The following is a 19,586-nucleotide window of genomic DNA, read 5'->3' as shown; positions in this document are numbered from 1 at the left end:
TCCCCTTGCGGGAGAGGGTGGCCGCCGAAGGCGGTCGGGTGAGGGGTTTCTCGGCGGCGCCGGAGCCACCCCTCATCCGTCATCCTGCGGATGACACCTTCTCCCGCAAGGGGAGAAGGGGAAATCAAAGCCGCTCGACGATCGTCACGTTCGCCAGGCCGCCGCCTTCGCACATGGTCTGCAGGCCATAGCGCGCGCCGCGGTCCTTCAGGGCATGGACCAGGGTGGTCATCAGCTTGGCGCCCGAGCCGCCCAGCGGGTGCCCAAGGGCGATGGCGCCGCCGTTGACGTTCAGCTTGTCCGGATCGCCGCCGGTCACCTGCATCCAGGCGGTCGGCACCGAAGCGAAGGCCTCGTTGACCTCGTAGAGGTCGATGTCGTCGATCTTCATGCCGGCCCGCTCCAGCGCCTTCTGGGTGGCCGGGATCGGGGCCTCCAGCATGATCACCGGGTCATGGCCGATGACGGTCATGTGGTGGATGCGGGCCAGGGGCTGGACGCCCAGGGCCTTCAGGCCGCGCTCGTTGACGATCATCACGCCGGCCGCGCCGTCGCAGATCTGGCTGGAGGTGGCGGCGGTCAGGCGGCCGTCTTCGCTGAGCAGCTTCACGCCGCCGATCGACTCCATCGTGGCGTCCCAGCGGATGCCCTCGTCGGCGTCGTGGGTCTCAACCGAGCCGTCGGGCAGGGTCACCTTAATCGGAACGATCTCGGCGGCGAACTTGCCGCCCTTGGTCGCGGCCATGGCGCGCTGGTGGCTGGCCAGAGCGAAGGCGTCCAGCTGCTCGCGCGACAGGTCGTACTTCTTGGCCAGCATCTCGGCGCCGGCGAACTGGCTGAACTGGATCCCCGGATAGCGCTCCTCCATGCGGGGGCTCTTGTAGGTTCCAAAACCGTTCTTGTAGGGCAGGGCCGACGACAGGCCCATCGGCACGCGGCTCATGCTCTCGACGCCGGCGGCGATGACGATGTCCATCGCGCCCGACATCACGGTGGCGGCGGCGAAGTGGATCGACTGCTGGGACGAGCCGCACTGGCGGTCGACCGAGGTGGCCGGTACGCTCTCGGGCAGCTTGGACGCCAGCACCGCGTTGCGGGCGATGTTGATGGCCTGCTCGCCCACCTGGCCCACGCAGCCCATGATCACGTCCTCAATCAGAGCCGGATCGGCGCCGCTGCGGTCGACCAGGGCGTTCAGCACCTCGCCCGCCAGATCGGCCGGATGCCAGCCCGAGACCCGTCCGCCCTTGCGCCCGCCGGCCGTGCGCGCGGCCGCCACGATATAGGCTTCGCCCATCAGTTCCTCCTCTTGGTTGGCGGGAGAAAAACAGGCGCCAGAGACTATGTCAGCCGTGACGCGGCGTCAGGCGCTGGCGGCTTGCCGCCGGGCTTCTGACCCAGCGCGCCGAGGAACAGGGACAGCATGGTCAGGTAGCTGAACACGCCGCTGGCGATGAAGCCCGAGCGGCTCCAGACCCTGGGGTCGGCCAGCATGGCCAGGGCCAGCACGACCGTAAGTGCGTGGAACGCGCAGGCCCACATCGGCCACCAGCGATCCGATTTCAGCGCGATGCTCAGCAGCACCAGAAAAAGGGCGAGGTCGACCGCCATAATCAGGCCCTGGGGGCCATGGAGCTGGTCAGCGTTGTGCAGGACCGCGCTGGCCGACCAGGCCAGGATCATTGCGGTGGCGGCCGCCCGTTCCGGCCAGCGTCCGCGCCAAAGGGCGACGCCGGTCGAGAGCAGCAGGGCCACCAGATTGGCCCATTGGTAGAGCGCGCCGAAGGTCATCGCCGACAGGTTGAACCCTGGGCGCGGAATTGCAACTCCCCTCCGACGGTGTCGGAGGGGAGCGCAGAGGTTCAGGCCGCGTCGACCACGGCCAGGCGACCGGACGGCGGCGCCTTGGGCTTCTCGCCGCCCGTGCCGAAGGACACCGCGCCCAGGCCGATGTCGTGCTGGGCGATCGACAGCTGCTTGTGGGTGGCCACGATGTTCTGGCGGGCCAGGGCCAGGGCCTGCATCGTTTCGATCGCGCCCATCAGCGCCTCCTGGCCGACGACGGCCGAAAGGTTGGCGGACTGGCGGGTGGCGGGCATCAGACCCGCCAGGGCGGCGGTCTGGGTGATGGCCGCGTCGATGGCCTTCTCGGCGGCGAACAGAGCTTCGGCCACGGTCTCGGCCGCCAGGCGACGTTCCTTAAGCATGCGCTGTCTCCTCGCGCCGAGCGATGTCGGCGCGTTGCAAGGGTTCATGTGCGGGGTGAAGCCCAGCTCCCGGGGCGAACGCTGATTAGGGCCCTTTGGTCCGATCTGATTTGTTCGATCAGATCGGAAAGGACTCTAGGGGAACAAACCTTCGAGCGCGTGGAGCCCTGCCAGGATCGAACCGAAAGCCAAAGCGGTCACGATCATAACGGTCGCGATGAAGGCTAGTCGTAGGGGAAGACTTAGATGGTTAGGTCTTCCGCCTCCGAGTCCGACGAGGAGGAGTCCGGCGGGAATGTCTCGTCCATCACCGCGCTGGCGATGCACAGGATCTCCCGCACCAGCAGTTCGGTGGGTTTGAACGTGGCCTGCTTGCGGGTGGCCGCCACCAGGTCGTGAACCATGGACGCTCCAACCGGCGTCGCCGACAGGCTGCTGAGCTGCCGCTCCAGCTCGCTCCAGGTGATGGGCGGCAGCAGGTCGGCCGAGTTCAGGCGCGGCCAGTCCTGTTGAAAGCTCATCACTTCTCGGCGCAGATGGGCCGCCCTGCCAATGGCGTCCTTCTGGCGCGGCGTCAGGTCGGTGTGTGGCGTCTGCTGGGTCATGGGAGGCTCCTTCCTCAACGCCCTCAGCAGAGCGTGCGAAAGCCTCAGCGCCTAGCCAGATCGGATCGGACCCCGACGCGATCGGAGGGGGGGCTAGCCCCTGACGAGCGCGCGCGAAAACCCGCCGCGCCGCATCGTAGCGATCGACCGCGCCCAGGCGACGGCGAGCCTTGTCCAGGTGCCAGTCGACCGTGTGCTTGGACAGGCCAAGCTCGCGCGCGATTTCCTTGGAGCTCATATGGCGGTCGACGAGGCGAAGGCATTCGCGCTCACGCTCGGTGAGGCGATCAAGGTTCTCGACCTGATCCGACAGGGTGGGTTCGCCCTTTGCCATGCCGAGAACCTTATGCGAACGCTTCAGTTCGGCAAGGCGCCGGAACATTAAACCTTGGCTATGAAGTCCGGCCCGGGCGCCTTACGCCTCGCGGCGCGCAGCCTCGCTCTCGGTCGCGGGCGAGGCGGCGCGGATCAGCTCCAGCACGTCGACGATGATCTCGCGCATCACCGCCGCAGCCCGCTCGCAGTCGCGCGCCGCGATCGCGTTGTAGACATCCTCGTGCGAGGGGATCGACGCGGTGCGGCCCTTGATGCGGTTGGTGAAGCGGATCGAGATCCGCAGGGCGGTGTTCACCAGCTCGTGCAGCTCGCGATAGAACGGGTTCTTGGTCGCGTTGAGGATCGCGATGTGGAACGCGATATCGGCCGACAAGGGGTCGTCCTCGCCCTCGGCGGCGGCCTTCATCCGGCGCAGGCCCTTGCGGATTTCCTCCAGGCCCGCCTCGTCGGCGTGCCGCGCCGCCAGGGCGGCGGCGGTGGGCTCGATACCCATCCGCATCTCGGTGAAGTCGGCCAGCAGCCGCAGCGAGAACTTGCGCTCCAGCAGCCAGCGCAGAACGTCGGGGTCGAGCATGTTCCACTCGGCCTCGGGCTCCACCACGGTGCCGTGCCGGGGGCGGGCGCTCAGCAGGCCCTTGGCGGTGAGCATCTTCACCGCCTCGCGCGTCACGGTGCGGCTGGCGCCGAACTGCTTGGACAGCTCCCCCTCGGTCGGGAAGCCGCCCTTGGCGTATTCGCCTGTGACGATGGCCTGACCGAGCTGCTCGACCAGGCCATAGGTCAAACTCAGGCCGGGCTGAGTGCGCATCTGCGGCTCTTCTTTCCTGCGACGGCGAAGCGAAAGGGCGCTCGCTGCTGTGTAGCTTGGTTTGCTCCATCCGCAACGGGACGATTGCGGTGAGTACAGCCCTCGCCGTGGCGTTCGGCAAGCGTGTTTGGGGCGAAGGCCGCCCGGCGCCGCGAAAAGGGCTCAGCCATTCCAGGCGGCCACCAGCCGGGCGGCGCGTTCGGCGACGTCGGCGGCGCGGTCGCCTGGGCGATAGAGCTCGCCGCCGACGCCGATCCCGTCAACGCCGACGGCCCGCCAGGCGTCGAGATTGCTCGCGCCGACCCCGCCCACGGCATAGACCGCCACCTCGCGGGGCAGCACGTCCTTGACCGCCTTGATGTGTCCCGGGCCGAAGGTCCCGGCCGGAAACAGCTTCAGGGCGCGGGCGCCGGCCTTGACGGCCGCAAACGCCTCGGTGGGCGTCGCAAAGCCGGGCATGACCGTCAGGCCGCGCGCCACCGCGTGGGCGATCACGGCGGGATCGGTGTTGGGGGTGACGATCAGCCGGCCGCCGGCCTCGGCCACGGCGTCCACCGCTTCGGGCGTCAGGACCGTGCCGGCGCCGCACAGGGCTTTATCCCCGAAGGCGTCGCATAGCCGGCGGATGCTCTCCACCGGGTCGGGGGAGTTCAGCGGCACCTCGATCGCGCCGACGCCGGCCTCGACCAGCGCCGCAGCGATATCGACCACCTCGTCGGGCTTCACCCCACGCAGGATGGCCACAATGGGGGGCAGGGGAGAGAGGTTCACGACGAGGCGTCCTGGTGTCTGGTGATCATCGAAAGGCCCGCCAGCACCGCAGCGTCGCCGTCCACGGCGGACGCGGTGACGCCGGTGGCGGCCAGGGCCTGGACATAGAGCGCGGCGAGCGGCCCGTCGCCGATCACGGTCACGGCCTCCATCGGACCGAACCAGTCCCGTGCGGCGGCGACGTCGGCGCCGATCAGCAGGCCCGACAGGAAGCCCATGGCGTCGGCGGGCGTCATCGCTTCCAGAAGCTGGCGGGCGCGGGTCTCGAACATCAGGTGCGTCAGGCGCCCCGCGCCCTGTTCGGCGATGCGCGTCAGGCCACGGGCGAAGCCCGCCGCCGAGCCCTCGGCCAGACTGCCGCCGCCGGCGCCCAGGGTGGAGTGGGCCTTGAGCAGGGCGAAGGTCTCGCCGATCGGGGCGGTCAGGAAGGTCGTGATCTGGCCGTCCTCGACCACGGCCCACTTGTTGTGGGTGCCGGGCAGCACCAGGAGATGGCGGCCCGATCGCAGCGCCGCGTCCAGCGACATTGCGCCGAGGATCTGGGTTTCCTCGCCGCGCATCACATCGGGTCCGCCCAGCGGGTTCACGCAAGACAGGCCCGGAACGATCCGCACCGGCAGGCCGGCGGCTTCGATGCGCACGGCGCGCGCGGCGATCTCGCCCGTCGTGGCGGGGCAGGGCGCGTAGGGCGCCTCGGTCCAGCCCATCCGGGATCCGACCATGCCGCACAGGATCGCATGGTCGGGACCGGCCTCGCGCCAGTCGCCGACCAGGTCCAGGAAGGTCTTTTCCGGGCTGTCGGTCAGAGCGGTGACGCCAGGGCCGTCCCGCCGGTGGATCACGCTCTTGCCCTGGCGCAGCCAGAGGCGCAGCCGCGAGCCGCCCCAGTCGCCGACGATCACGATGCTCTGGTCCATCAGGCCGATTCCAGTCTCACGGCCCGTGCGAAAGCGCCAAGCGGGAAGTCCGTCAGGGATCGTTTATAGTACAATATGCGGGGCAACAATCGGGGCCCCGGCGCGCCGGGGGTGGAGACGCTTTCGTTCCTCTTCAAGGAAGCGACCGGTGTCAACGCGGTGGTGTGTCCAAAACGGCGCCGTGTGGTGCGAGAAATGATAGCGCTATCAAATTCGACTTGAAGGTATCAATTATACGATTATAGGTTCCGCCTTGAGCAGCGGCGAGGGGCCGCGCGTAACCGGTCTCCGCAGAACGGACCGGGACGGCTCCTGAACAGGGGGAAGGGAACGGCCATGCAGCGCCTTGATTCGTCTCATCGGAAACTCATGCTGGCCGGCGCTTCTGCGCTGGTGCTGTGCCTCGCCGCGCCGAGCGTCGTGTTCGCGCAGCAGACGGCGCAGGACGACCAGACCGTCGAAGAAGTGGTCGTCACCGGCCAACGCGCGGCCATCCAGTCGGCCCAGAAGATCAAGCAGAACGCCGAGCAGCTGGTCGACTCGATCACCTCGACCGACATCGGCGCCCTGCCGGACCGCTCCGTCACTGAAGCCCTGCAGCGCGTCGCCGGCGTGACCATCGCCCGCACCTCGTATGGCCGTGACGTCGACCGGATCTCGGTCGAAGGTTCGGGCGTCCAGGTTCGCGGCCTGTCGTGGGTTCGCGGCGAACTGAACGGCCGTGACAGCTTCTCGGCCAAGAGCGGCCGCTCCCTGAGCTTCGAAGATGTCCCGCCCGAACTGATGGCCGGCGTGGACGTCTACAAGAACCCGTCTGCCGATCTGGTCGAAGGCGGCGTCGGCGGCACGGTCAACCTGCGCACGCGTCTGCCGTTCGACAGCGCCAAGCGCATCATGGCCTTCTCCGCCGACATGAGCATCGGCGACATGTCCAAGAAGTGGAAGCCGACCGGTTCGGCGCTCTACAGCGACCGCTGGGACACCAATATCGGCGAGCTGGGCTTCCTAGTCAGCCTGTCGGAGTCGGAACTGGCCAGCCGCACGGACACGATCTCGGTCGATCCGTACTTCGCCCGCACCGATCTCGTCCCCGGCAGGACGGTTTATGTTCCCGGCGGCTTCGGCTACCGCAGCCTGGACTTCGAGCGTGTACGCAAGGGTATCGGCGCCGCCGTGCAATGGCGTCCGAACGATCAGTGGGACGCGGCTCTGACCTTCCTGCGGTCGTCGGCCTCGCAAGCCTCGACCGAGCGCGCCGTGGGCTTCAACCCGGGTTCGAGCAACGGTCCGGCCGCCGGCACGACGTTCACCTATGACTCGGCGGGCCATTTCCTGAAGGGCACGCTGGCCCAGTCGCCGGGCGGAAACAGCCTGGGTTCGTCGACCCTCGACACCCGCTTCGCCGACCGCAGCTCGGTGACCTCGGACTACGCGCTGAAGGTCAACTACAATCCGAACGACAAGTGGGCGTTCTCGGCGGACATTCAGTACATCTACGCCAAGACCAAGACCGTCGATTTCACGGTGTTCAACGCGCTGGGTTCCGACGCGGCTCCGGCCACGCTGGACCTGACCGGCGACCTGCCGGCGATCACCATGAACAACAACAAGGCCTACACGTCGAACCCCGCCAGCTACTATCTGAGCGCGGCCATGGATCACCATGACCGCAACGACGCCAGCGAGTGGGCCCAGCGCTTCGACGGCGCCTACACCTTCGACGAAGGCGGCTGGCTGCGCTCGTTCCGCTTCGGCGTGCGCAACACCTATCGCGAGTCCACCACCCGCGAGACGACCTATAACTGGGGCGCCGTCGCGCCCAGCTGGTCGGCGCCGTCGATCAACAACCTGGCGTCCTATCAGGGCTACTACGAGCTCTATCCGTTCACGAACTACTTCCGCGGCGCGACCAACCTGCCGGCCACGTTCATCCTGCCGACTGCGTCCCTGGTCCAGAACTACGCCGCCGGCGGCGCCCTGGTGGCCAAGCTGGCTGCCGCCAACGGCGGCTGGTGGGGAACCTTCAACGGCGACTACGACAGCCTGACCGCCGGCGGCAGCGGCGGCGGCGTCAACCGCCAGAAGGAAAAGACCCTGGCGGCCTACGCCCTGCTGCGTTTCGGCAACGAGGTGTCGTTGTGGGGCGAAGGGCGCGAGATCGACGGCAATATCGGCCTGCGCGTCGTCAAGACCGAGAGCGAGGGCAAGGGCCTGCAGTTGTTCTCCCGGAACAATACGCCCACCGTGCCCGCAGCTGAGCTGGCCTTTGGCAACGGCGCCAGGCGGGACCTGACCGGCGGCCGCGACTATGTCAGCGTCCTGCCCAGCCTGAACGCCCGCCTGAAGATCACGCCGCAGATGTTCCTGCGCTTCGCGGCGGCCAAGTCGATCGTCCGTCCGGACTTTGGTCAGTTGCAGCCGTTCTTCTCGATTGGCGCGACCAACGGCTATCTGAACGGCTCGGTCTGCTCGACCTCCATTCCGGACGGCGCGCAGAGCAACTGCGTCTTTCAGTATACCGCCACGGGCGGTAACCCCGAGCTGAAGCCGACCCGCTCGACCCAGTATGACCTGGCCTACGAGTGGTACTTCGCCTCGACCGGTAGCCTGACGGCGACGGTGTTCTACAAGGACATCTACAACTTCGTGACCAACGGCGTGAACACGGTGAAGTTCACCAACAACGGCGTGACCCGCGACGTTCTGGTGACCCAGCCGTACAACGCCGGCCACGGCACGATCAAAGGCTTCGAAGTCGCTTATCAGCAGTACTTCAGCTTCCTGCCGGGCGCGCTCAAGGGCCTCGGCACGCAAGCCAACTTCACCTATGTCGACAGCGAGGGCGCCCGCAACGCCGCCTCCAACCCCTACGACTCCAGCCAGGTGTCGAGCCTGGTGGGCGGCGCGCGCGACGACCTGCCGCTCGAAGGTCTGTCGAAGACCAGCTACAACGTCGCGGCCCTGTACGACCTGGGCAAGGTCTCCGCGCGTCTCGCCTACAACTGGCGTGAACGCTTCCTGCAGACGACCTCGGCCGCCAACAAGAACATCCCGGCCTGGTTTGATGACTATGGTCAGTTGGACGGCTCGATCTTCTACACGATCGACGACAACCTGAAGGTCGGCTTCCAGGCGGTGAATCTGACCAACACCAAGACCAAGGTGCTGGTCAGCTATCCGGGCAACAAGGCCATCGGCCTGACCGACACCAACTGGGTGGTGGCCGACCGCCGCTACTCGATCGTTCTGCGCGGCACCTTCTAAGGTTTCGTAAGGTTTGATCAACGTCGGCCCCCGTCGCCCCGTCCGCCTGGATGGACGCGGCGGGGGCCTTCTTGTTTTCGGGGCGCAGGGCTAGCGTCTCGACCTAACCGAAGTTCGAGGCGTCGCGTGGACGGAAAACCTTATCGCAAGTTCGTTGTGGTCGGCGGCGGCACGTCGGGCTGGATCGCCGCGGCGACCCTGATCCATGCCCTCAAGGGCAAGCTGGCGCAGGTGGAGCTGGTCGAGTCCGACGAGATCGGCACGGTCGGCGTCGGCGAGGCGACGATCCCGCCGATCCAGTTCCTGAACAGCATCCTGGGGATCGACGAGTTCGATTTCATCCGCAAGACCCAGGCGACGTTCAAGCTGGGCATCCAGTTCCGCAACTGGGGGCGCCAGGGCCACGAATACTTCCACCCTTTCGGGCCCTACGGTCAGTCGATCGAGGGGGTCAGCTTCCATAACTACTGGATGCGGCTGCGGGCCAATGGCGAGGGCGGCGAGCTTGATTCCTACGCCCTGGCCACGGTGGCGGCCAAGGCGGGCAAGTTCGCGGTTCCGCCCAAGGACCTGCCGCCGGGGGTGCCGGGCCTGGGCTACGCCTATCACTTCGATGCGGGTCTCTACGCCCGTTACCTGCGCGCCTACGCCGAGGCGCGGGGCGTCCAGCGCACCGAGGGCAAGATCGCCAAGGTCGAGCTGCGTCCCGAGGACGGTTTCGTCTCGGGCCTGACGCTCAGCGACGGCCGCCGGGTCGAGGGCGACTTCTTCATCGACTGCTCGGGTTTCCGGGGGCTGCTGATCGAGGAGGCGCTGCAGGCGGGCTTCGAGGACTGGTCGCACTGGCTGCCCTGCGACCGCGCCCTGGCCGTGCCGTGCGAGAACGCCGCGCCCCTGACGCCCTATACGCGCTCGACCGCCCATGCGGCCGGCTGGCAATGGCGGATCCCGCTGCAGCACCGCACGGGCAACGGCTATGTCTATTGCAGCGCCCACATCAGCGACGACGAGGCCGCCGCGACCCTGCTGGCCAATCTGGACGGCAAGCCGTTGGCCGATCCGCGTCCGCTGCGCTTCACGGCCGGCCGCCGCAAGAAGAGCTGGAGCAAGAACGTCGTGGCCCTGGGCCTGGCCGGCGGCTTCATGGAGCCGCTGGAGTCGACCAGCATCCACCTGGTCCAGAGCGGCGCCATGCGCCTTTTGTCGCTGCTGCCGCTGGGCGGCTACGACCCCGCCGCCGAGGCCGAGTACAATCGCCTGACCCAGATCGAATACGAGCAGATCCGCGACTTCATCATCCTGCACTATTGCGCCACCGAGCGGGACGACGCGCCGCTGTGGAACCACTGCCGCACCATGGCCATCCCCGACAGCCTGACCCACAAGATCGAGCTGTTCCGCAACCGCGCCAAGATCGCCCGCTTCGACGAGCAGCTGTTCGCCGAGCCCAGCTGGCTGGCGGTGTTCCTGGGGCAGGGGATCGAGCCCAGGGACTATGACCGTCTGGCCGACGCGCCGGCCTATGACGAGGTGGTCGCCGCCGTCCGCCGGATCGGCCAGACCAACGCCAATCTGGTCGCGCGCCTGCCCACGCACGAGGCCTTCATCGCGGCGACCTGCAAGGCCGAAGCCCTGGGCTGAGGTCACGCGTCTGCTGACAACGCTATCAAATCCGCTTGCTGGTCTGAATTATATGATTATAGTTTCGGTCACTGCCGGATCGGGGCCATTTACCGGTTCGGTGGCGCGAGGAGGGCCTCACCGGCCTTCGAGCGCTTCGCGCGGCGCCTCTCCCCGAGGTCGCGCGACGTCCTCCCCCGCGCATCGTCACCTGCGACGGTGCGCGGATTTTTTTGACCGGTGAGCAAACCCGGACTTGCCGTCGCTCCAGAGCCCGGCGATCGTCCATCAATAGCTGGTAGCGCTACCAAGTAGAGCGCACCATGAGTGGAGGAGGCGATGGGGATGTCACGCTTCGCGACGGCGGTCGGATTGGCCTTGGCGCTGGTCGGCGGCCCTCTGGCCAGTGGAGCCCATGCGGCCGACGCCGCCATGCCGCAGCTGGTGACCAAGGACGGCCGACACGCCCTGATGGTCGACGGCGCGCCGTTCCTGATGCTGGCCGCTCAGGTCAACAACTCGTCCGCCTGGCCCTCGCAGATGGCCAAGGTCTGGCCGGCCATCGAGAAGGTCGGCGCCAACACCGTGCAGGTCCCGATCGCCTGGGAGCAGATCGAACCGGTCGAGGGCCAGTTCGACTTTTCCTATCTCGACCTGCTGTTGGAGCAGGCGCGCGAGCGCAAGGTGCGCCTGGTTCTTCTGTGGTTCGGCACCTGGAAGAACTCCTCGCCGTCCTATGCGCCCGAGTGGGTCAAGCTGGACGACAAGCGTTTTCCCCGGCTGATCAAGGACGACGGCGAGCGCTCCTATTCGATGTCGCCGCTGGCGAAGTCGACCCTGGACGCCGACCGCAAGGCCTTCGTCGCCCTGATGACCCATCTGAAGGCCAAGGACGCGGTGCAGAAGACCGTGATCATGGTCCAGGTCGAGAACGAGACCGGCACCTATGGCTCGGTGCGCGACTTTGGTCCCGCCGCCCAGAAGGTCTTCAACGGTCCCGCGCCCGCCACTCTGGTCAAGGCGGTCGGGGCCAAGCCGGGAACCTGGTCCCAGGCCTTCGGCAAGGACGCCGACGAGTTCTTCCACGCCTGGCATATCGGCCGCTTCGTCGACCAGGTCGCCGCCGCCGGCAAGGCGGTCTATCCGCTGCCGATGTACGTCAACGCCGCCCTGCGCGATCCGATCAAGCCGGGCGATCCCAAGACCTATTCAGCCGGCGGGCCGACCGACAACGTCATCGGCGTCTGGCAGGCCGCCGCCCCGTCGATCGACCTGATCGCGCCCGACATCTACATGAAGGAGTCGGTCAAGTACGAGGCGGTGCTCAAGCACTACGCCCGGCCAAACAACGCCCTGTTCGTCGCCGAGACCGGCAACGATCCGGCCTATGCCCGCTATGTGTTCTCCACCCTGGGCAAGCAGGGCATCGGCTGGTCGCCGTTCGGCATGGACTATACCGGCTATGGCAACTACCCGCTGGGCGCGGCCAAGGTCGACGAGGCCTTGATCGAGGTCTTCGCCGCCAACTATCGCCTGCTGGCGCCGATGGCTCGCGAGCTGGCCAGACTGTCCTTCGAGGGCAAGGTCTGGGGCGGCGCCGAGCCTGATGACCGCGCCGCGCAAACGACGACCATGGGCGACTGGACCGTCAGCCTGCGCTACGGCAAGTGGCAGTTCGGCGCCTCGGACTGGACCTGGCTGAAGGATCGCCCGCCCGGCCCACAAGGCCCCGAGGGCGGCGGCCTCGTCGCCCAGCTTTCGCCCAACGAATTCCTGGTCACCGGCCGCAATGTCCGCGTCGAGTTCGGCCGCGCCAAGGCCGACGGCAAGCCGATGATGATGGCGCGCGTCGAGGAAGGCCATTTCGAGAACGGCCAGTGGGTCTTCGACCGTCTGTGGAACGGCGACCAGACCGACTACGGCCTCAACTTCACCGGCGGCTCGCAGATCCTGCGGGTCAAGCTCGCCACCTACTGACGGGAACAGCCATGCGTATTCTTGCCCTCTCAGCCTTCGGGCTGGCCCTCCTGGCCTCGACCTCGGCCCTGGCCCTGGATGGAGGCTTTGAGAAAACCGCCGACGGCGTGGTCATCACGCCCGCCAATGGCCCGGCCAAGAAGGTCCGTCTGCAGGTGATGAGCGACCGGGCCATCCGCGTCACCGCCTCGCCGACCGACACGATCAGCGTCCCGCCCAGCCTGCAGGTGATCGCGGCCCCCAAGACCAGCGGCTTCACCGTCGAGCAGGTCGGCGGCAAGGTCGTGCTCAAGGCCGGCAAGGCGACGGCCGAAGTGACCTTGGCCACCGGCGCGGTGTCGTTCAAGGACGCGGCCGGCAAGACCGTGCTGACCGAGCAGTCGCGGTCGAACTTCAAGCCGCTGACCCTCGACGGCAAGGGCTTCTACGCCATCAGCCAGCGCTTTAATCCGAATACGGACGAAGGCTTCTATGGCCTGGGTCAGCACCAGAACGGCCAGATGAACTACAACGGCCAGGACGTCGAGCTGGCCCAGTATAACCGCGCCATCGCGCTGCCGTTCGTGCTGTCCACCCGCAACTACGGCCTGCTGTGGGACAATAACGGCATCACCCGCTTCGGCGACCCCACGCCCTACGCCCTGGCCTCGCGCGACCTGAAGATCTTCGACGCCAGCGGCAAGCCGGGCGGCTTCACGGCCAAGTACTACATCAATGGCGAGCTGAAGCTGACCCGCGTCGAGCAGGACATCGACTACCAGTATCTGGAGGACCTGCCCAAGTGGCCGGCGGAGCTGACCGGGCCCGACAAGAAGCCGCTGCGCGGCGCCAAGGTCGTGTGGGAAGGTTCGGTCGAGGGCCAGGTCGGCGGCCAGCAGAAGTTCCAGCTGTACTCGTCCAGCTACGCCAAGCTGTGGATCGACGGCCAACTGAAGATCGACCGTTGGCGCCAGAACTGGAACCCGTGGTTCCACAACTTCACCGCGCCGATGAAGGCGGGAAGCCGCCACAAGGTGAAGGTCGAGTGGGAGCCCAACGACGGCTATATCGCCCTTCTGCACAACAACCCGATCCCGGCGGCCGAGCAGAAGTCGCTGACCCTGACCTCGGACGTGGCCCACGCGGTCGACTACTATTTCGTGGCCGGCGAGAACCTGGATCAGGTGATCAGCGGTTATCGCGACCTGACCGGCAAGGCCCAGGCCATGCCGCGCTGGGCCTATGGCTTCTGGCAGAGCCGCCAGCGCTACGAGACGCAGGACCAGCTGGTCGGCGTCGTCAAGGAGTACCGCAAGCGCAACGTGCCGCTCGACAACATCGTGCTCGACTGGCGCTACTGGAAAGACGACAGCTGGGGCACTCACAAGTTCGACGAGACCCGCTTCCCCGACCCGAAGAAGATGCTGCAGGACGTTCACGGCATGAACGCCCGCTTCATGATCTCGATCTGGCCGAAGTTCTATCCGACCACCGACAACTTCAAGGAGCTCGACGCCAAGGGCTTCATGTACAAGCGCAATATCGAGCAGGGCGCTCTGGACTGGGTGGGGCCGGGTTATCTGAACTCGTTCTACGACCCGTACGCCAAGGAAGCGCGGGACATCTACTGGCGTCAGGTCAAGGACAACCTGAAGGGCCTGGGCGTCGACGCCTGGTGGATGGACGCCGACGAGCCTGACCTGCACTCCAACGTCGATGTCGCCGAGCGCACCCTGCGCATGGGACCGACCGCGATGGGGCCGGGCGCGGAGTTCTTCAACTCCTACCCGCTGGTCCACACGACCGGCGTGTTCGAGGGCGAGCGCGAGCTGGATCCGAACAAGCGCAGCTTCATCCTGTCGCGCTCGGGCTTCGGCGGCATCCAGCGCAACGGCGTGGCGCTGTGGAGCGGCGACGTGGTGGCGCGCTGGGACGACTTCCGCGACCAGATCTCGGCCGGGGTGAACCTGTCCATGTCGGGCGTGCCCAACTGGACCACCGACATCGGCGGCTTCTCGGTCGAGGATCGCTACCTGCGCAAGGAGGCCCAGCACTGGCCCGAATGGCAGGAGCTGAACCTGCGCTGGTTCCAGTTCGGCGCCTTCAGCCCGCTGTTCCGCAGCCACGGCGAAGAGCCGTTCCGCGAGATCTGGAACCTCGCCGATGAAGGGACGCCGGCCTACGAGTCGCTCGTCTGGTACAACAAGCTCCGCTACCGGCTGATGCCCTACACCTTGACCCTGGCGGGCGAGACCTATCACCGCGACGGCAGCATGATGCGCGGCCTGGTGATGGACTTCCCCAACGACCTGAAGGTCCGCAACATCGACGACCAGTACCTATATGGTCCCGCGTTCCTGGTGGCCCCGGTCACCCAGTTCAAGGCCCGTTCGCGCGCGGTCTATCTGCCGGCCGGAACCACCTGGTACGACTTTGAGACCGGCAAGGCCTATGCCGGCGGCCAGACGATCCAGGCCGCCGCGCCGCTGAACCGCATGCCGCTGTTCGTGAAGGCCGGCGCGATCGTGCCGACCACCGAGGTCCAACAGTATGTCGGCGAGAAGCCCAACCTGCCGATCACCCTGGTGATCTATGCGGGCCAGGACGGCAAGTACGAGCTCTACGAGGATGACGGCCTGTCGACGGCCTATCAGCGCGGGGCCTACAGCCGCATCCCGATCAGCTATGACGACGCTACGGGTCGGGTCGTGATCGGCGCGCGCTCGGGCAAGTTCGACGGCATGCAGGACAAGCGGGTGTTCAAGATCCGCTTTATCGGCGCGGGCGCCAAGCCGACCGACTTCGACGCGGCGGGCGACGCTACGATCGAGTACGCCGGTCAGCCGGTGGTGGTCGTGGCGCGGAAGCACTGATGTTCCTTCTCCCCTTGCGGGAGAAGGTGTCGCCGGAGGCGACGGATGAGGGGTTTCTCGGCGTCGCCGCGCGACCCCTCACCCGACCCGCTGCGCGGGCCACCCTCTCCCGCAAGGGGAGAGGGCTCACCCCGCCTGTCCCCGAAACCGTTCGATCAGGAACGCCGTCGCCGGTCCCGGCGGCGTATCGGTGCGATAGACCGCGTGCAGCGGATAGATCGCCTCCTTCAGGTCCGGCATGTCCAGGCGCGTGAGGCGGCCGGCGGCGAGGTCGTCGCGGACCATGGGCTCGGGCATGTTGCCCCAGCCAAAGCCCTCCTTCAGCAACAGATGCTTGGCCCCAAGGTCGGCCAGCCGCCAGGTGTGGGCGCTGGCCACGGCGAAGTCGCGGCCTTGCGTCAGGCGTGAGCGGTCGGTGAGCACCAGCTGGGTGTGGCTGCGTCCCGCGCCCGGCGGATTGGCGCCTTTCGCCAGCGGATGGTCGGGCGCCGCGACCGGGATCAACCTGGTCGAGCCGACGGCGATATAGTCCAGCTCGTCGCCGCCATGGACGACCTCCAGCGGCCCCGCCACGCCCAGGGTCGCGGCGCGGTCCAGCACCATCTGGGTCACCGCCCCCAGGCCTTCGACATGCAGGCGCAGGGTCACGGTCGGGAAGGTTTCGCGGAAGGCCCGCAAGGCGTCGACCACGCGGGCGGTGGGCAGCATCACGTCCAGCACCAGATTGACCTCGGCCTCCAGGCCCCGGGTCAGGCCCTTGGCCTTGGCCCGCAGGTTGGCCACGTCGCCGGCGATCACCCGCGCCTGGGCCACCACCACCTTGCCGGCCTCGGTCAGCACCGGCCGCTTGGCCGCGTCACGATCGAACAAGACCAGGCCCAGCTGCGCCTCCAGATTGGCGATCGCGTAGCTGATCACTGAGTTGGCGCGGTTCAGCCGTCGCGCGGCTGACGCAAAGCCGCCGGTCTCCACCACGGCGAGCAGAACGTTCAACTGGTCCAGGGTCGGCGCGCCGGGTTCGTTCAAGACCGCCTCATCGTTCGAATTTATCGAACATAATAGACGATTTTATTCGGCTGTTTCGCAAGGATGTTCCGGCGCAAAACCTTCGCCAACGCCGGGACGTTTCGTCTCGCCCATCGTTCAAACCCAAGGGAGGCCCTCATGGCCAAGGTTCTGGTTCTCTACTATTCGTCCTACGGCCACCTTGAAGTCATGGCCAAGGCCATCGCCGAGGGCGCGCGCGAAGCCGGCGCCAGCGTCGACATCAAGCGCGTTCCCGAAACCGTGCCGCTCGAAATCGCCAAGGGCGCGCACTTCAAACTCGACCAGGACGCTCCGGTCGCCAAGGTCGAGGACCTGGCCGACTATGACGCGATCATCGTCGGCGCGCCGACCCGCTTTGGCCGGATGGCCTCGCAGATGGCGGCCTTCTTCGACGCGGCCGGCGGCCTGTGGGCGCGCGGCGCGCTGCACGGCAAGGTGGCCGGCGCCTTCACCTCGACCGCCACCCAGCACGGCGGCCAGGAGACGACGCTGTTCTCGATCATCACCAACCTGCTGCACTTCGGCACCACGATCGTCGGCCTCGACTATGGTCACGCCGGCCAGATGACCCTCGATGAGATCACCGGCGGCAGCCCCTACGGCGCCACCACCATCGCCGGCGGCGACGGCTCGCGTCAGCCCAGCGAGAACGAACTGACCGGCGCCCGCTATCAGGGCCGCAAGATCGCTGAAACCTCCATCAAGCTGCACGGCTGATCCGGCGCTCGCCGGTCACTCAGCCTCCCCCCCATTGACTGACCGGCGATAGGGCTGGCCGGCTCCTTCCCCTCCCAGGGAGCCGGTCGGCCCTTTCTCTATGAAAAAGGGCGGGCTCCGCGCGCGACGGTCTCAGGTCGCGGAGCGCGAAATGACTCTGTTCCTGTCGAGCATAGGTGCTGTTAGCGCCGAGAGGGTGTTCTGCTGAATCATTGGCGCGCCGCAGAGTCTGCCATTTTGAGACAAGTCGGCTCGCGTCGAGAGCATCTCTATTCATTGATGTTCGTTTCACGATTAACAAAATAGCTTCAATTCTTAATTCTGTTTCAGTTTTTCCTCAACGAAGTGGAAAGCTCGTTGCGGGATACTGCTTGTGGGCAAAATGCCCACCGACAGTCAAAATGACGTCGGAACACCTCGAATAGGAGTTGTTTCGTTATGGCGCTGAACAGCATCAACACGAACTCGGGCGCTCTGATCGCCCTGCAAAACCTGAACTCGACGAACGCCGAGCTGACCCAGGTTCAACAGCGTATCAACACCGGCAAGAAGATCGGTAGCGCCAAGGACAACGGCGCCATCTGGGCGACCGCCAAGAACCAGTCGGCCACCGCCGGCAGCATGAACGCCGTGAAGGACTCGCTGCAACGCGGCCAGTCGACGATCGACGTCGCGCTCGCCGCCGGCGACACCATCACCGACCTGCTCGGCAAGATGAAGGAAAAGGCCCTGGCCGCTTCCGACACCTCGCTGAACACCGCTTCGTTCAACGCCCTGAAGTCGGACTTCGATTCGCTGCGTGACCAGATCACGAAGGCCGCTTCGAACGCCAAGTTCAACGGCGTCAGCATCGCGGACGGCACGACCACCAAGCTGAGCTTCCTGGCCAACTCGGATGGTTCGGCCTTCACCGTCACCGCCAAGACCCTGACCCTCGGCGGCCTGGGCCTGACGGCGACCTCCAGCTTCACGACGGCGGCCGCCGCCAAGACCATGATCGGCACCATCGACACGGCGCTGCAGACGGCCACCAACAAGCTGGCCTCGCTGGGCACCAGCTCGACGGGTCTGGACACTCACCTGACCTTCGTCGGCAAGCTGCAAGACAGCCTGGACGCCGGTGTGGGCAACCTGGTGGATGCTGACCTCGCCAAGGAAAGCGCCAAGCTGCAGTCGCTGCAAACCAAGCAGCAGCTGGGCGTCCAGGCGCTGTCGATCGCGAACCAGTCTTCGTCGTCGATCCTGAGCCTGTTCCGCTAAGCCGGACTTCGACGCGTTCGTCGTCGAGAAGGGCGGATCTTCGGATCCGCCCTTTTTCTATGGCTGTATTCGCGTTGAGTGTGGGCGCTCACGCGGTTGGAAATCCTCGTCCTTCGACAAGCTCAGGATGAGGATTTTGTGCGAACCGAGGCCAATAGTCGTCCTCACCCTGAGCTTGTCGAAGGGCGAGGGCGGTCGCCACAACGCGTCCACATCCAATGTGAATTCAGCCTTTTTCTATGGCTCATGCCGGGCAGGTTCTGTGAGCCATTCTGGGCTGTTCGCGCGCGCTTCTGCTCTAGCGCTCTTTGAAAACTCGTAAGTTTAAGCGCGCCTGCAAGGTAAACATATATTATCGTTAAAATCTAGGTTGTTCATGTCTGTACTTGATGAATGTCGTCTATACTATTCTTGTGAAAACTATAGAAAGAGCGTTTAGGTACTGGTGCGGTGGGCAAAACGCCCACCGGTCGTCAAAACGACACCGGCAACCTCCAAAGGAAGCGTTTCGTTATGGCGCTGAACAGCATCAACACGAACTCGGGCGCGCTCATCGCCCTGCAAAACCTGAACTCGACGAACGCCGAGCTGACCCAGGTTCAACAGCGTATCAATACCGGCAAGAAGATCGGTAGCGCCAAGGACAACGGCGCCATCTGGGCGACCGCCAAGAACCAGTCGGCCACCGCCAACAGCATGAACGCCGTGAAGGACTCGCTGCAACGCGGCCAGTCGACGATCGACGTCGCGCTCGCCGCCGGCGACACCATCACCGACCTGCTCGGCAAGATGAAGGAAAAGGCCCTGGCCGCTTCCGACACCTCGCTGAACACCGCCTCGTTCAACGCCCTGAAGTCGGACTTCGATTCGCTGCGTGACCAGATCACGAAGGCTGCTTCGAACGCCAAGTTCAACGGCGTCAGCATCGCCAATGGTTCGACCGCCAAGCTGACCTTCCTGGCCAACTCGGACGGTTCGGGCTTCACCGTCACCGCCAAGACCCTGACCCTGACCGGCCTGGGCCTGACCGCGAGTTCGACCTTCACCACCGCCGCCGCCGCCAAGACGATGATCGGCACCATCGACACGGCGCTGCAGACGGCGACCAACAAGCTGGCCTCGCTGGGCACCAGCTCGACGGGTCTGGACACTCACCTGACCTTCGTCGGCAAGCTGCAGGACAGCCTGGACGCCGGCGTGGGCAA

General features: G+C 66.2%; 16 protein-coding genes and 1 pseudogene. 8 read left to right on the top strand and 9 right to left on the bottom strand.

The features are described 5' to 3' along the window. Positions 1-124: 124 nt before the first annotated feature. From CVUC_RS02845 to CVUC_RS02815, 7 genes are all read right to left on the bottom strand, one after another. Positions 125-1,297, bottom strand: coding sequence for an acetyl-CoA C-acetyltransferase (locus tag CVUC_RS02845; RefSeq protein WP_096032602.1), 1,173 nt, complete (start codon positions 1,295-1,297; stop codon positions 125-127). A gap of 44 nt (positions 1,298-1,341) precedes the next feature. Next, positions 1,342-1,791 (bottom strand): hypothetical protein, encoded by a 450-nt coding sequence (locus tag CVUC_RS02840; RefSeq protein ID WP_096032603.1) that lies wholly within the window; start codon positions 1,789-1,791, stop codon positions 1,342-1,344. Positions 1,792-1,862: 71 nt separating this feature from the next. After that, entirely contained in the window at positions 1,863-2,207 is a 345-nt protein-coding gene (locus CVUC_RS02835) for a hypothetical protein (protein ID WP_024265624.1), read from the bottom strand. A 135-nt stretch (positions 2,208-2,342) separates the two neighbouring features. Then, the gene (locus tag CVUC_RS20770) at positions 2,343-3,146 is read right to left on the bottom strand and encodes a helix-turn-helix domain-containing protein (protein ID WP_164468270.1); all 804 of its coding nucleotides are present in this window, start codon (positions 3,144-3,146) and stop codon (positions 2,343-2,345) included. An 81-nt stretch (positions 3,147-3,227) separates the two neighbouring features. Beyond that, the gene (locus CVUC_RS02825; protein ID WP_010918668.1) at positions 3,228-3,956 is read right to left on the bottom strand and encodes a FadR/GntR family transcriptional regulator; all 729 of its coding nucleotides are present in this window, start codon (positions 3,954-3,956) and stop codon (positions 3,228-3,230) included. A 162-nt stretch (positions 3,957-4,118) separates the two neighbouring features. Further along, positions 4,119-4,727: a 2-dehydro-3-deoxy-6-phosphogalactonate aldolase gene (locus tag CVUC_RS02820; protein ID WP_096032605.1), complete on the bottom strand. Its 609-nt coding sequence runs from the start codon at positions 4,725-4,727 to the stop codon at positions 4,119-4,121. Beyond that, the gene (locus CVUC_RS02815) at positions 4,724-5,644 is read right to left on the bottom strand and encodes a 2-dehydro-3-deoxygalactonokinase (RefSeq protein ID WP_096032606.1); all 921 of its coding nucleotides are present in this window, start codon (positions 5,642-5,644) and stop codon (positions 4,724-4,726) included. The genes CVUC_RS02820 and CVUC_RS02815 overlap by 4 nt, the downstream gene beginning before the upstream one ends. A 336-nt stretch (positions 5,645-5,980) precedes the next feature. Between CVUC_RS02815 and CVUC_RS02810 the strand changes: the two genes are divergently transcribed. The 4 genes from CVUC_RS02810 (at position 5,981) to CVUC_RS02795 (ending at position 15,357) form a co-directional block, all read left to right on the top strand. Then, on the top strand, positions 5,981-8,908 hold the full coding sequence (locus CVUC_RS02810; RefSeq protein ID WP_096032607.1) for a TonB-dependent receptor: 2,928 nt from the start codon (positions 5,981-5,983) through the stop codon (positions 8,906-8,908). A gap of 126 nt (positions 8,909-9,034) precedes the next feature. After that, a complete protein-coding gene (locus CVUC_RS02805) occupies positions 9,035-10,549 on the top strand; it encodes a tryptophan halogenase family protein (RefSeq protein WP_096032608.1) in 1,515 nt (504 codons plus the stop codon). Between the two features lie 306 nt (positions 10,550-10,855). Further along, complete coding sequence (locus CVUC_RS02800; RefSeq protein WP_096032609.1) at positions 10,856-12,505, top strand: beta-galactosidase; 1,650 nt, start codon at positions 10,856-10,858, stop codon at positions 12,503-12,505. Next, entirely contained in the window at positions 12,406-15,357 is a 2,952-nt protein-coding gene (locus CVUC_RS02795; protein ID WP_096032610.1) for a TIM-barrel domain-containing protein, read from the top strand. Before CVUC_RS02800 ends, CVUC_RS02795 begins: the two co-directional genes overlap by 100 nt. A 126-nt stretch (positions 15,358-15,483) precedes the next feature. Here the strand turns inward: CVUC_RS02795 and CVUC_RS02790 are convergent, their stop codons facing one another. Further along, positions 15,484-16,383: a LysR family transcriptional regulator gene (locus tag CVUC_RS02790; RefSeq protein WP_096032611.1), complete on the bottom strand. Its 900-nt coding sequence runs from the start codon at positions 16,381-16,383 to the stop codon at positions 15,484-15,486. Positions 16,384-16,521: 138 nt separating this feature from the next. Here CVUC_RS02790 and wrbA point away from each other — a divergent pair, with 138 nt between their 5' ends. After that, complete coding sequence (gene wrbA, locus CVUC_RS02785) at positions 16,522-17,121, top strand: NAD(P)H:quinone oxidoreductase (RefSeq protein WP_096032612.1); 600 nt, start codon at positions 16,522-16,524, stop codon at positions 17,119-17,121. Positions 17,122-17,253: 132 nt separating this feature from the next. Here wrbA and CVUC_RS02780 read toward each other — a convergent pair whose 3' ends face one another. Then, positions 17,254-17,388 (bottom strand): hypothetical protein, encoded by a 135-nt coding sequence (locus CVUC_RS02780; protein WP_101685786.1) that lies wholly within the window; start codon positions 17,386-17,388, stop codon positions 17,254-17,256. A 171-nt stretch (positions 17,389-17,559) separates the two neighbouring features. Between CVUC_RS02780 and CVUC_RS02775 the strand changes: the two genes are divergently transcribed. From CVUC_RS02775 to CVUC_RS02765, 3 genes and pseudogenes are all read left to right on the top strand, one after another. Continuing rightward, positions 17,560-18,381: a flagellin gene (locus tag CVUC_RS02775; protein ID WP_010918677.1), complete on the top strand. Its 822-nt coding sequence runs from the start codon at positions 17,560-17,562 to the stop codon at positions 18,379-18,381. A gap of 78 nt (positions 18,382-18,459) precedes the next feature. Continuing rightward, positions 18,460-18,576 (top strand): annotated as a pseudogene (locus tag CVUC_RS20765) (hypothetical protein); the annotation flags it as partial. A 318-nt stretch (positions 18,577-18,894) separates the two neighbouring features. Further along, the coding region (locus tag CVUC_RS02765; RefSeq protein ID WP_101685784.1) for a flagellin at positions 18,895-19,586 on the top strand (692 nt) is incomplete at its 3' end.

Source organism: Caulobacter vibrioides, from assembly GCF_002858865.1.
GTDB lineage: Bacteria > Pseudomonadota > Alphaproteobacteria > Caulobacterales > Caulobacteraceae > Caulobacter > Caulobacter vibrioides.
Note: the sequence above shows the minus strand (reverse complement) of the source record. Positions and strands in the feature narration are given on the sequence as shown.